12 protein-coding genes are annotated in these 12,031 nt (G+C 69.1%); 5 read left to right on the plus strand and 7 right to left on the minus strand.

Features of this window, described 5'->3' with window-relative positions:
- The first annotated feature begins 51 nt into the window (after positions 1-51).
- Positions 52-777: a hypothetical protein gene (locus tag Q0818_RS02590; protein ID WP_298871020.1), complete on the plus strand. Its 726-nt coding sequence runs from the start codon at positions 52-54 to the stop codon at positions 775-777.
- Between the two features lie 74 nt (positions 778-851).
- On the opposite strand, the gene Q0818_RS02595 is transcribed toward Q0818_RS02590, so the two are convergent.
- Genes Q0818_RS02595 through Q0818_RS02615 form a run of 5 tightly spaced genes read right to left on the minus strand, consistent with a single transcriptional unit; the run spans position 852 to position 6,395 of the window.
- The gene (locus Q0818_RS02595; protein ID WP_298871022.1) at positions 852-2,081 is read right to left on the minus strand and encodes a hypothetical protein; all 1,230 of its coding nucleotides are present in this window, start codon (positions 2,079-2,081) and stop codon (positions 852-854) included.
- Positions 2,062-3,450: a hypothetical protein gene (locus tag Q0818_RS02600; protein ID WP_298871024.1), complete on the minus strand. Its 1,389-nt coding sequence runs from the start codon at positions 3,448-3,450 to the stop codon at positions 2,062-2,064. Before Q0818_RS02600 ends, Q0818_RS02595 begins: the two co-directional genes overlap by 20 nt.
- The gene (locus tag Q0818_RS02605) at positions 3,447-4,538 is read right to left on the minus strand and encodes a glycosyltransferase family 4 protein (protein ID WP_298871027.1); all 1,092 of its coding nucleotides are present in this window, start codon (positions 4,536-4,538) and stop codon (positions 3,447-3,449) included. Before Q0818_RS02605 ends, Q0818_RS02600 begins: the two co-directional genes overlap by 4 nt.
- Positions 4,535-5,236, minus strand: coding sequence for an acyltransferase (locus Q0818_RS02610; RefSeq protein ID WP_298871030.1), 702 nt, complete (start codon positions 5,234-5,236; stop codon positions 4,535-4,537). Before Q0818_RS02610 ends, Q0818_RS02605 begins: the two co-directional genes overlap by 4 nt.
- Before the next feature lie 4 nt (positions 5,237-5,240).
- Positions 5,241-6,395 carry a glycosyltransferase gene (locus Q0818_RS02615; RefSeq protein ID WP_298871033.1) on the minus strand — a complete coding sequence of 385 codons (1,155 nt, stop codon included), beginning with the start codon at positions 6,393-6,395 and terminating at the stop codon, positions 5,241-5,243.
- A gap of 164 nt (positions 6,396-6,559) precedes the next feature.
- Here Q0818_RS02615 and Q0818_RS02620 point away from each other — a divergent pair, with 164 nt between their 5' ends.
- Entirely contained in the window at positions 6,560-8,323 is a 1,764-nt protein-coding gene (locus Q0818_RS02620) for a DUF4012 domain-containing protein (protein ID WP_298871036.1), read from the plus strand.
- A gap of 51 nt (positions 8,324-8,374) precedes the next feature.
- Here the strand turns inward: Q0818_RS02620 and Q0818_RS02625 are convergent, their stop codons facing one another.
- A complete protein-coding gene (locus Q0818_RS02625) occupies positions 8,375-8,659 on the minus strand; it encodes a hypothetical protein (protein ID WP_298871039.1) in 285 nt (94 codons plus the stop codon).
- On the minus strand, positions 8,656-9,138 hold the full coding sequence (locus Q0818_RS02630) for a GtrA family protein (protein ID WP_298871041.1): 483 nt from the start codon (positions 9,136-9,138) through the stop codon (positions 8,656-8,658). The genes Q0818_RS02625 and Q0818_RS02630 overlap by 4 nt, the downstream gene beginning before the upstream one ends.
- A gap of 62 nt (positions 9,139-9,200) precedes the next feature.
- On the opposite strand from Q0818_RS02630, the gene Q0818_RS02635 reads away from it, so the two are divergent.
- The 3 genes from Q0818_RS02635 to Q0818_RS02645 are packed head-to-tail and all read left to right on the plus strand — an operon-like array spanning position 9,201 to position 11,997.
- Positions 9,201-9,983 carry a glycosyltransferase family 2 protein gene (locus Q0818_RS02635; RefSeq protein WP_298871043.1) on the plus strand — a complete coding sequence of 261 codons (783 nt, stop codon included), beginning with the start codon at positions 9,201-9,203 and terminating at the stop codon, positions 9,981-9,983.
- A gap of 2 nt (positions 9,984-9,985) precedes the next feature.
- Complete coding sequence (locus tag Q0818_RS02640) at positions 9,986-10,462, plus strand: VanZ family protein (protein ID WP_298871045.1); 477 nt, start codon at positions 9,986-9,988, stop codon at positions 10,460-10,462.
- Positions 10,459-11,997, plus strand: coding sequence for a hypothetical protein (locus tag Q0818_RS02645; protein WP_298871047.1), 1,539 nt, complete (start codon positions 10,459-10,461; stop codon positions 11,995-11,997). The genes Q0818_RS02640 and Q0818_RS02645 overlap by 4 nt, the downstream gene beginning before the upstream one ends.
- Positions 11,998-12,031 lie beyond the last annotated feature (34 nt).

Genomic DNA, 12,031 nt, shown 5'->3' on the forward strand with positions numbered 1-12,031 from the left:
GATACCCCTTGGTCGGAGACCAGAACGGCGTCCGCGGATCTGTCGCAGAGCGTGGGCGGGGACGGAGTCTCCTCGGCAGCGCGCGCACGCCGCGACCGCGACGCCGGCTCACGGGCGCACGGCGGCTTCGCCGGCACGTGGAAGCCCCTCGCTGCCGCGGTCGGCGCGCTCGTCGTCGCGATCGCCGTCGGCTCGCTCGCCTCGGTCGCCTTCGACGGTGACACCGGCCGCAGCGTCGGCGGTCTCGCGGCAGCTCTCATCCTCGGGGCGACAGGACTCGCTTTGGCGGCGCGTACCCGCGTGAGCGGGTTCTTCTCGCTCCGGGCGCTCGACGTGCTGTGGGCCCTCGTGCTCGGTGTCATCCTGCCGTTCCTCACCGGTGTGTTCGCCGGCGACCTCGGGTTCCCCGCGCTCGCGGCGCTCTCCCCGCGTTGGCTCGTGCTCGGAGTGGCGGCGCCGTTCGTCGTCGTGCTGGGCCTGACGTTCTTCGCGATCTTCTTCGTCTATCCCGCCGCCGAGTCGTTCGCCGCCACGCGCCTGTCTTCGGTGTGGAGCCGGGTCGTGGCGGCAGCGGCGTCGACGCTCGCCTTCGCGGTCGTTCCGGCGGTGTTCTCTCCGACGGTGTCGGGGATGCCCCGGGCCCTGCTCATCGGCCTCGGGCTCGCAGCATCCGTGTTCGTCGCCCTCTCGCGTCGGTCGTGGGGGCCCCTGCTCACAGGCCTGGTCTTCACCGCCGTCTGGGTCGCCATGGCGGCTGCGGGCTACGTGCTGGCCTGAGTCGATCCGGCCTGGGCCGGTGACCCGGGCACGCTCCTTGAGCGACAGCGACCACCCGTCCCTGCGGGCCGCCCTCAGCGACCGCGTAACGCCGGCAGCGCGGCGACGCTGAGCGCCAGCAGCGCCGAGAGCTGCACCGTCGCCACACCGGCTGCGGCCCCGCCGACGCCGCCGACACCGGCGCCGATCAGGACGGCCGGCACGATGAGCACGGCCGCCACGCACACCGAGGCTAGGTAGGCCCCGTCGCGCCCGGACGGCAGCACGACGCACATTCCGAGCGCGGTCGCCAGGGTCATCGCGGCGAGGGCGATGCCGCCGAAGAGTGCGGTGAGCGGGGTGATCTCGAAGCCGGGTCCGAGCACGACCGGGGTCGCCCACGGGGCCACTAGCGCGAAGCCTGCGCCGAGTGCGAGAGCGAGCAGCCCGTGGATGCCGACCGCTCTCCGCATCCGTCGGATCCCGGCGGCTTCGGTCGCCGATGACACCCATCCCTGGAACGACGACGTGATCATGTACACGCCGATGTAGCCGTACTTCAGGACCCGGTCGAAGGGCGCGAACCCGATCGCCGCGGGCGAGGCGGCCACGCCGAGAGTGGACAGCGGGGCCGTCTCCGAGAACGTGAGCAACCCCGCGGCCAGCGCCGTGCGCCAGCCTCCGCGATACGCCGACCGCGCGTCGCGAAGCGCCTCGCCGATGGCGAATCGCTCGCGCAGGCCGATCAGCCACGTCGCGAGGGCGAACGCCGCGAACGTCCCTGCCAGCAGGATCACGGGATACAGCAGGGGGATGCCGGTCGCCAGAGCGATGATGGCGCCGGCGAGGTTCAGCACGATGCGGGGAACCGCGTCGAAGACCAGAGCCAGGAGGGGACGACCGACGCCCACCGCGTACCAACTCAGCGAGAGCCCCTGCAGCGAGAAGGCCAGGGCGGAGACGATTGCGAGCGCGTGATCATCGGCATGGCTCGCCATGGCCGCGACGAGGGCGATGACGGGGAGGATGACGATGCTGTTCGCGCCCCGCACGACGATGCTCGCCCGGAAGACGCGCGAGGGGTGAGAGGACCGCGCCGCTTCGACCGGACCGCGCACGGCCCAGCCGAAGGTGATGAGGGTGGCCGCGAGTGTTCCGAGGGCTTGACCGATCGCGATCTCCGCGAAGCCCGTGGGGCCGGCGGCGCGCGTGATGAGCGGCAGCGCGATCACGGGCGAGATGGCTGAGAGGGCCGACACCCCGGTCAGCAGGGCGACGCTGCGGGCGCGGTGCGGACGCGGCGCCTCAGGTGCGGTCGAGGTCACGTTCGTCCTCGGTCAGGGGCCGCAGCAGCACCGCGATGAGGATCCAGGTGACGGCGAACCAGAACATGCTCGTGAGGGTCGCCGACAGCAGGTAGGAGGCGAGCAGGCCGGCTGCAACCGGTTTCCGGGGCCGCGGCACGCACACGAAGACCGCGATGAAGAGTGCGGCGAGCAGGCCGAGGCCGACGATGCCCCCGTCGTAGAGCACCTGCACGGGGAGCATGATGATGTGCCCGCTGACGCCGGGTGTGCCCGGCTGATCGTGGCGAAGGCCGAAGGTGTTCGTCCCGTTGCCGAACCAGAGGTTGACGCCCTTCATCTCCTGCGCGGCGAGGCCGGCGACCTCGAGGCGGAAGCCGATCGTGCCGCCCTGGAAGTCGACGTCGCCGATCTTGTTCTGCTGTTCGGGGTTGGTGGGGTCGGGCTCTCGGGTCGGGGCGGGGGAGGGGGACACCGTCGGCGTGGTCGCCGGGGCGCCGGTCGAGATCGGGGCCGAGGCCGTCGCCGCGGGCAGGGTGCGATCCGCGGGCTCCGTGCCTCCGAGCGCGGCGACGATTCCGTAGGTGACCACGAGCGTCCCGATCAGCACGAGGGCGGGCGCGATGCGCCGCACGCGTTCCCGCCAGCTCGAGCGGAGCGAGAAAACGGTGAACAACCCGAAGACCGCGAGTCCGAGCCCGAGACTGAAGACGGCTGTGCGCGTCTGCGACGCCACGAGACCGAGGGGCACGGAGACGGCGATCGCCGCGATCTCCCATCGTCCGATGCCGCGCCGGGTGATTGCGAGCAGCGTCCAGAAGATCAGGATCGAGGCGTAGATGTTGGCCTCGATCGCGGTGACCCGGGCGACGTAGACCTCGTAGAGGTAGTCGAAGTCCGCTCCGATCGCCACCTGACCGCGGGTGAGGTTCGCGACGGCGTAGGCGGCGAAGCCGACGAGCGCCCAGGGAGCGACCGAGAGGCGTCCGAGCCGACCGGCGAACTCGGCTCCCTCCGCGAGCGCCATCATCGACACCAGCAGCAGCAGATCGATCAGCAACCACACGAGGATCGACGCGCTCCACGTGAGGCTGGGCGAGAAGATCAGCGTCGCCACGATGTTCCACGCGACGAAGGCGGCGAAGACAAGTGGTACCGGATGCCGCAGAGCGCGCAGGAATGCCGACCGCAGGGTCGGGTGGGCCAGCATCCATCCCGTCAACAGGAGCGGGACGACCTGTTCGACGCGCACGCGGAACCCGAGGATCTCCGCGTCGTACCGGCCCAGGAACGAGCTGACCACCACCGCGGCGATGAGCCCGAGGGTGAGGAGGCGGGTCCGGCCGGTCGATGAGGGCCGCTGAAAGGCCGATGCGGTCGAGATCGTCATCGTGCGACCCCGCTCCAGAGCTCGTCGCGCATACGCTGATCGAAGGTCTCACGGGAGAACAGCTGCTCGAAACGACCACGAGAAACGGACGCGGCCGCGCGGACGGTGTCTTCGTCGAGGCCTTCCAAGGCGCGGGTCCATGCGTCCATGTCTCCCGGGGCGACCAGCAACGGGCTGTCCCCCGCGATCTCGCGCAGGCCGCCCCCGTCGCTTGCGAGGAGAGCGCGCCCCGCACCGAGGGCTTCGATGGCGATCGTGGGCAGTGGGTCGGGGAGGATGCTCGGCACGATCACGACATGGGCGGCGTCCAGGTGGGCACGCACATCCGCGGTCGGGCCCACGACGGTGATGGTGTCCGGTCGGGGGGAGGCCGCGACCAGCGCAGGAACGTCGACCGCCTCGCCGCTCGGCGGCTTGTCGCCCAATACCGTGAGATGAAGGTCTTCGCGTCGCGCAGCGTTCCACGCGGCCAGCAGGACGCCGTGCCCCTTCCAGGCGTTCCATCGGCTCGCGACGACCAGGCGGATGCCGCCGGCGAAACCGGGCAGCTCGGTCGGCGGTTGAGCGGAGAAGCCGTTGTTCACGACCCGTGTGCGCGCGCGAAGGGGCGTGGGCAGCACATCGGCAACCGCACGGCTCACGGCGATGATGCGATGCGCGAAACGCAGGAAGGGGACGACGGCGCGCGATCGCTCGTCGATGTGCTCATGGAGGTGCAGAACCACACGTGCGCGCGAGGCGCGGGCGGCGGGCGCGACAAGGGCCGCGGCGGCGGTGTTGAGGTAGACGAGCCGGGGGCGAGCCGCCAGGAGGCGCACGCTTGTGATGAGCGTCCTCCATCCCAGTCCCGGCAGTCGCGCCGGACGCAGGTAGGCCCTGCGCATGATGGGCAGAGCGAGATGACGCACCTGAATGCCGGCATCTTCGAGCGCACGCGTCAGCTGTCGTTCGGGGTACTCGACGTCGGTGGGCAGCCAGACCTCGACGTCGAGATCGGCGGGTGCCGTCCGCAGCGCCTCGAGAAGCACACGATCGGCGCCGTACATTTCGTCGGAGGGGTGGATGACGATGCAGCGATTCGTCTTCACTCCGCGCCCCGAGATTTCAGCTCGCGGGCGGGAATGCCGCCGTAGACGGCGCCGGCGGGGACGTCGCGGGTCACCACCGCGCCGGCGGCGACGACGGCGCCGTCGCCGATCGTCACTCCCGAGGTGATGGTCACTCCGCTGGCGATCCAGCATCCGGATCCGATGGTGATGGGCGACCACTCGACGCCCTGCGACTTCACGTCGAGCGAGGGGTCGCTCATCACGTGGTCTTCCGCGAAGACGCGGACCCCGGGACCGAGCATGGTCTTTTCGCCGATGTTCACTCCGCCGGAGCACCCGATGTAGCACCCCGGTGACAGGCTGCTGCCGTCGCCCATGACGAGGCCGACGCCTATCGCGCGGGAGTAGTAGCTGCTGGGGCGGATGAGCGTCCCCGTTCCGATGGACACTCCGCTGCCGAACCGGATGCCATCGCGGCTGAGGCCCTGGATCTCGGCGAAGTCCTCGACGACGAGATCGCGACCGGCATGCACGAGGTGTGGGTTGCGGACGCGGACTCCTCGTCCGATCAGGGGGAGACCGTGCGATGTTCCGAGGCGGGGGGCGAGGAGCGCGCCGCGCACGGCCATGGGACCGACCTTGCCCGCCAGCTGTGCGCTGACGATGCGCCACCGCTCACTACCGGCCTCGCGCAGACGTTCGCGCTGCTCGTGGATGATCTTGCCGGCGATGCCCATGGCGTCAGCGTTCCCGTTCCTGCGCTTCGTTCACGCGGTTGGCCGCGGAGGTCAGATGCGAGCGCAGCAGCCGTTCGTAGGCGGCGTTGACGCTCTCCCAGGAGTAGGCCGTACGGGCCCGCTCCACCGCCGCCGCGCTGAGCTGCTGCTGCCTCTGGGGGTCATCGAGCAGACGGCGGAGCGAATTCTCGATGTCCGCGGGAGCCGGGCCGGTGAAGTCACCGGCTTCCGTTCCCAGCACCTCGCGGCTGTGAACGGTGTCGCGCGCCAGGATCGGAGCTCCCGCGGCCATCGCCTGCACGAGAGCGGGATTCGTGCCCCCCACGCTGTGTCCGTGGAAGTATGCGCCCGCGTGCTGCCACAGGCTGTCGAGGCGGTTGTCGTCGTGCACGTGTCCGAACCAGTGGAAGCGCGGCAGCCGCGCGGCGAGGGCTGCCGCCCGATCGTCGAGTTCACCGCCGTAGCCCGCAGAACCTACGGCGATGACGTCATGCGTTTCGGCAAGACGTTCGGCGGCGTCGAAGAACGGGCCGACGGTGTTCTCCGGCACGAAACGTGCCACGAGCAAGGCGTACCCGCGATGCGAAAAGCCGGGTTCGACGGGCAGCGCTGCGGGCACGTCGGCGCCGTAGGGGATGAATTCCCCCCCGACACCGAAGCGCGACTGCCAGGCGTCACCGATCGTCCGCGCGTCGACGACTCTTTCCGTCGACCATTTCGCGGTGACGTGCGCCCCCGCTTTGAAGACGGCCTTTCCGAGCGCGCTCCATTTCTCGCGTTCCCATTCGAGGCCGTCGACATTGACGATCGTGGGGATGCCGCGAGCACGCAGCATCGGCAGCCAGAAACCATTGGCGACATTCATGATGAGCGCCACATCGGGACGCCGACGGACGGCATCGAAGGTGGAGGTGAATCCATACGACAATGTGCTGAGAGCGCGGGAATCAATGCCCTTCGTCTGCCGCGAAAGCACGCGGCGGTCGCGCTCGGGATCGTCGAGTTCGATCGAGCCGGGGCGGCCGTAGACCGTCACATCCCACCCGTGCTCCACGAGGTACGGCGAGAGCCGGCGCACCGCGGTTTCGAATCCGCCGTAATAGCTCGGATACCCCCGGGTGCCGATGATGGCGACGGACGGCGTGCGGTCGGATCCCACGCGGCTCCTCGTCTTTCGGCGGGTAGGAATCGAACGGAGCCCCCAGGGTTGGCACTTTGTGCATCAACCGTCTTTCCATTCGACTCCGCTAGCATACCGATTTGCGCGACGGGCCCCGTTGCGCTCGACGCCGGACCTCGGACTCACGGCGTGAACGGAATGTGATGTCGCGTATCTCCCTCGCCCGCCTGAGCCCCACGAGAATCGCGTGGATCGCGCTCGGCGTCGTTACGGCGTTTTTCGTCGTCCTCGTCGCGGCGGTGGGAATAGGCGCCTTCATCGCGCAGAAGGAATTGCGTGCTGCCGTGCCCGTCGTCTCGCAATTGCAGGATGAGTTCGGGGGCGACGATCCTGCAGCCGTCCAGGCGTCCGTGCAGAAGCTCCAAGGCCACGCGTCGGCCGCGCGTGGCGCCGCGGACACGCCGTTGTGGTGGATCGCCGAGCAGGCACCCTTCGTCGGTCCGACCCTGCACGCGGTGCGGGAGTCGACGGTCGCCATCGACGAGCTCGCCCAGGGGGTGCTGCCTGCGCTATCCGATGTCGACCCTGCTCTTCTGCGCCCGACCGGCGGGGTGTTCGACGTGGCTGCTCTCGCCTCCCTCGCCGCTCCGGTCTCCACCGCGGCCGACGCGGGGGAGCGCGCGGCCGACGCCCTCTCCGGCGTCGACCTCGCCGACATCCCCGGGGTGCTGCGTCAGCCCCTGTCGCAGCTCACGGGAGCCGTTGCCGCGCTGCAGCCGGCGCTCTCCCGCGCGAACGCACTGATGCCGCACCTGTCGACGATGATGGGCGCGGACGGCCCCAGGAACTATCTCCTTCTCGTGCAGAACAACGCCGAGGCCCGCGGAACCGGCGGCATCCCGGCATCCGTGGTCATGTTGCGCTTCGACGGCGGCAAGCTGGAGATCGCCGCGCAGGCGACGAGCCGCGATTTCACCAACAAGCGGCAGTCGCCCATCATCCCGCTCGACCCCGAGGTCGTGAAGCTCTACGACGACAAGGTCGGCCGGTACTCGCAGGACATCACGTCGACGCCCGACTTCACCCTGTCGGCCGAGCTCGCCAAGGCCTACTGGACCGAGTCGTTCGGCACGCAGGTCGACGGGGTCATCTCCATCGACCCCGTGGTGCTGTCGTACATCCTTCGGGCGACCGGTCCGATCACGCTGGCGACCGGCGACAAGCTGACGTCGGGTGATGCGGTCAAGATCCTCCTGAGTGACGTGTACGCGCGGTATCCCAAGAACGACGATCAGGACGCGTTCTTCGCCTCCGCGGCGGTGGAGGTGTTCGATGCCGTTTCGTCGGGGGACTTTAAGCCGGTCCCCTTCGCGACGGCCGTCGTGCAGGCGGTCGACGAGAACCGCATCTACTTCCACTCCTTCGACGAGGGCATCGAGTCCGCCTTCGACGGGTCACGGCTGTCCGGGCCGCTCCCCGAGAGCGACGGCCCCGACCAGACGACGCTGGGCGTGTTCGTCAACGACCTCACCGAGGGCAAGTTGAGCTTCTACACCTGGATGTCTGCCGACGTCGTCGCCGACCGCTGCTCGGCGGTGCCCACCTACACCACGACGGTCACCTTCGTGAATGCGCTCGACCAGGCGACCTCGGACGGCCTCGTGAACTACGTCGACGGCGCGCGGCACTACCCCAAGGGCACGATCGGAACGGACATCCAGTTCTACGGACCCAGCGGTGCCCGTTTCGTCAAGGCGACGATCGATGGGACCGATGTCGAGATCACCAACGGAGAGCACCTCGGCCGACCCGTGGGGCGCATGTGGGTGGTCAACGGTCTGCAGCAGGCGCACACCCTGACGATGACCTTCGAGGGCGCGCCCGAAGACGGCGGCGAGGTGTCGCTCGTGCACACCCCCATGGTCAACCCGGTGCGAACGAGCGTCACCGAGACCACCTGCGGTTGACCCGCGGCACGCGACCGTCGGTGGGCTGCCGACGGTTGCCGTAGCGAGGTCTTAGAGCACCGTGAACAGGTAGGCGTAGGCCGCGAGAAGACCGAGGTTGATCAGTCCCGCGATCGGGGCGAGCAGTCCGACCGAACCACGCCGGAGGATCACCGCGACGACGGCCAGGGCCAGGCCGAGCACGGCACCAGCGGCGCTCAGGGCGAGGGTGCCGGTGAGAGACAGCGTCTCGACGAAGGCCGCCCAGAGGCGCGCAACGACCGCCAGCTGCACCCCGATGGAGGCGAGCGCGGCAAGCAGAGACAGGGTGCCGAGCACGCGGGGGGCGGTTTTCACGGGGCGAGCCTACCCGAGCGGCTTTCGCTGGCCGGAATCGCCCGCGCCGGTGGGAACACGACGAAGTGATAGAGCAGGAACCGGATGACGGTCACCCCGCCGATCGCGAACAGGTTGACGACGTTGAGACCGACGGGGTCGGCCGCCCCGAACACGGCCTCGAGCGCGCGTGCTCCGAGCCAGACAGCGCCCGCGCCGAGACCCGTGCAGACGGCATTGACCAGGAGGAACTTCACCATCTGCCGCCCGGCGCCCGTGCGTGCTCGCGACCGGAAAGCCCATTCGCGGTTGCCGATGTAGGCGTTGACGAGGGCGATAAGCGAAGCGACGACTTTCGCGGCCACCGGACCCATCCCCGTCAAGAGCAGCAGATTGAAGGCGACGATCTCGATCGCGGTGCTGATCGCGCCCACGATGAGGAACCGCGCGGACAGAGCGCCCGCGCGACGAAGATTCCGGCTGCGCCCCACGAGTGTCATACGCTACATGTTCGGGGGAATTGCCGGGTGAAGCCGTCCCGGCCGAGAGCGGGGATGCCAGGGTGCAGGCGCAAGACCATGTTGCGGTCGTGATACCGGCCTTCAACGAGGCCGAGGCGCTTCCGTCCTTCCTCGCCGAGATCCGCGCCTCGTTCGCCGGAACCGGCGTTCTCCTGACGGTGATCGTCATGGACGACGCGTCGACGGACGATACCGCGGAAGCTGCCGCTGCTCTCGCGGACGTCATCCGATCCCCCCGCAACCGCGGCCACGGACCCACAGCCCTCGCCGCGTACGAGGCGGGGCTCCGAAGCGGAGCCGGCACCATCGTCCACGTGGACGGCGACGGCCAGTTCTACGGGGACGACATCGCGCGGGTGGTGACTGCTCTCGATCACAGCCATGCCGATGTCGTGCACGGCGTGCGACGCGGGCGCACGGACCCGTGGTTCCGCCGCGCCCTGAGCGGACTGGTCCGCTTCGCGGTGCTGTTGCTGTGCGGCCGATCGGTCCCGGATGTGAACACTCCGCTCCGGGCGTATGGACCCACCGCTCTGCGACGGCTCGTCGATGGTGTCCCGTCGGACGCGCTCGTGCCGCACGTGCACTTCTCGATCGCCGAGGCTCGTGAACGACTTCGCGTGCGCTACGTCTCCGTGGCGAGCATTCCGCGCCGCGGGGCCGTCTCGCAGGGAACCATGTGGGGTGGCGGGCGTGCGCGCGCGGTCCTCCCCCCGCGCCGCTTGGTGCAGTTCGCGTTCCGGGCACTCATCGAGTTGTGGCGCGTCAGCATCGTCGGTTCGTCCCCCCGCCGTATCGCTCGTGACGCGATCGTGCACGGCTGATCGTGCGCCAGCTGTTCGCCTGGACGGGACTGGGGCTCTGCCTCGCTCTCGTGCTGACGGCGACCATGTCTCCCACCCCGATCGACAGTGGGTACGAAAGCGCCATCGAGCGGGTGCTTTCGGTCCTGCACCGCAACGGCGTGCCGGCGTGGTTCGGATACCGGTGGTTCGAATTCTCGGCCAACATCGCCATGTTCCTGCCGCTCGGGTACTTCGTTTCGCTGGTTTTCCCGACTCGGTTCCTCTGGCTGGCGCTACCGCTGCTGCCCGCGCTGTCCGTGGCCCTGGAGACGGTGCAGTTCTTCGTCCTCCCCGCGCGCTTCGCCACCGTCAACGACGTCATCGCGAACACCATCGGGGGGTGGGGAGGTGTCGCCGTAGCCGCGCTGACCGTCGCCGCCGTACATGCGCGCGATAGACGCGTCCTGCAACGGTGGCGCGAACGTCACGTCGTCGGCGTGCGCGAGGTCGCCTCGTGACCTCGCTCCGGCCTCGCGATGTCGTCCTGTCGACGACGGCAGCGCTGATCGTCAGTCTGGCCGCCTATGTTCCGATGATCATCAGCGGGCACATCACGCGGGACTCCGGCGTCTTCCTGTACACGGGCATGGTGGTGTCTCGGGGAGGGATGCCATACGTCGACTCTTGGGACCACAAGGGACCGCTTCTCGCCGTCATCGAGATGCTTGCATGGCGGATCGGGGGCGGGATTGTCGGTGCCCCCCTGCTCGAGGCCGTCGTATTCGCCGTTGGCCTGGCGACAGCCGGGGTGATCTGGTCGCGTTGGATCCGCGGGTGGGCGGCGGCCGTAGTGCTTCTCGTGGGCATCACCTACCTCGGCGTCTTCGAGGGCGGCAACTTCACGGAGACCTGGTTGTTCCCCTTCCAGCTCGTCGCCTACAGCCTCTTCGCGCACGTTGCGATGAGCGTGGGCCGTGATGCCGCGGCGCGCACGGTGACTGTCGTCGGACTCTTCTTGGGTCTGGCTCTATCGGTCGGGCTATTCACCCGCATGAACAATGTCGCGGGTTTGGTGGCGGTGGTGGTCGCCGGTGTCCTCTACTTCCGCCGGCGGGTCGTGCTCGCGGGGGCGGTGGTCGCCGTGGTCGCGATGATCGGACTCGCGTTGACTCTGTGGTTATGGGCAGGAGACGCTCTGCGCGCCGCCGTCGACCAGTACCTGCGTTACAACCTCTTCTACTCTGAGAGCACGCCCTTGGGTGAGCGGGTCGAGTCGTTCGCGACTCTGTCGCAGCTCTTCGTCTCGGGTGCGGTCGTAGCCGCGGCCCTGTTCGTCAGTGGCGCATGGGCTCTCCAGCGCGCGACGACGGATACCCAGGGACGAACGGGCGCCATTGTGGTGGTCCTGTTCCTCGCCGTGGGCGGTGTCGACGCGCTCTCGCAGATGGCGTCCGGACGCCCCTATCCCCACTACCTCGTCGTCGCGAGCGCCGCATTCGCCGTGAGCATCGTCGCCGCCGGAGCCGACCTGCGACCGTTGGTCGCGCGCTGGTGGCAGGCCGAACGACGCGCGGGTGCCCGCGGCGCGCGCGTGGCCGCGCTGCTCGCCCTGTCGGCGATGATCATCTCGAGTTCGGGAGCCAGCGCTCTACAGGGCCTGCGCACCACCACCGGCGCCGGTGTCTTCGTCGTTGGGTCTTACCAGGCGCAGATCATAGATCACGTGTTGGCCGAAACCGCTCCCGAGGACCGGGTACTGGTGCACGGAGCCGAGACGTGGATCCTCGCGGCGTCGCAACGGCTCTCACCGACGGCGATCACGTACTCGCTCCCAGTTGAGCAGGGGTATGGCGGTCTACCGACGCAGTACCTGGCCGATATCCAGGCGTTTCCCCCGGCGCTGATCGTGGAATCCCCGGTTTCGTGCGGCATCTCGACCGAATGCCCCGCCGAAGACGCTCACTTCGCGGGGCTCGCGCCCTGGGTCGCGTCTTCGTACGTCCTGGAGGGCGATGAGGTGGGATTTCGGTTCTGGCGACGCCTGGAGAGGTGACGGGCCCGTCGACGGTTCGAGAGCCGCTCCAAAT

The sequence above is a fragment of the uncultured Microbacterium sp. genome, assembly GCF_947489255.1.
Lineage (GTDB): Bacteria > Actinomycetota > Actinomycetes > Actinomycetales > Microbacteriaceae > Microbacterium > Microbacterium phycohabitans.

What these genes read in the sequence shown, in the direction of transcription:
- Q0818_RS02610 (WP_298871030.1), bottom strand. Translation starts at nt 5,236, where the DNA reads ATGGGCATCGCCGGCAAGATCATCCACGAGCAGCGCGAACGTCTGCGC.
- Q0818_RS02630 (WP_298871041.1), bottom strand. Translation starts at nt 9,138, where the DNA reads ATGACACTCGTGGGGCGCAGCCGGAATCTTCGTCGCGCGGGCGCTCTG.
- Q0818_RS02620 (WP_298871036.1), top strand. Translation starts at nt 6,560, where the DNA reads ATGTCGCGTATCTCCCTCGCCCGCCTGAGCCCCACGAGAATCGCGTGG.
- Q0818_RS02600 (WP_298871024.1), bottom strand. Translation starts at nt 3,450, where the DNA reads ATGACGATCTCGACCGCATCGGCCTTTCAGCGGCCCTCATCGACCGGC.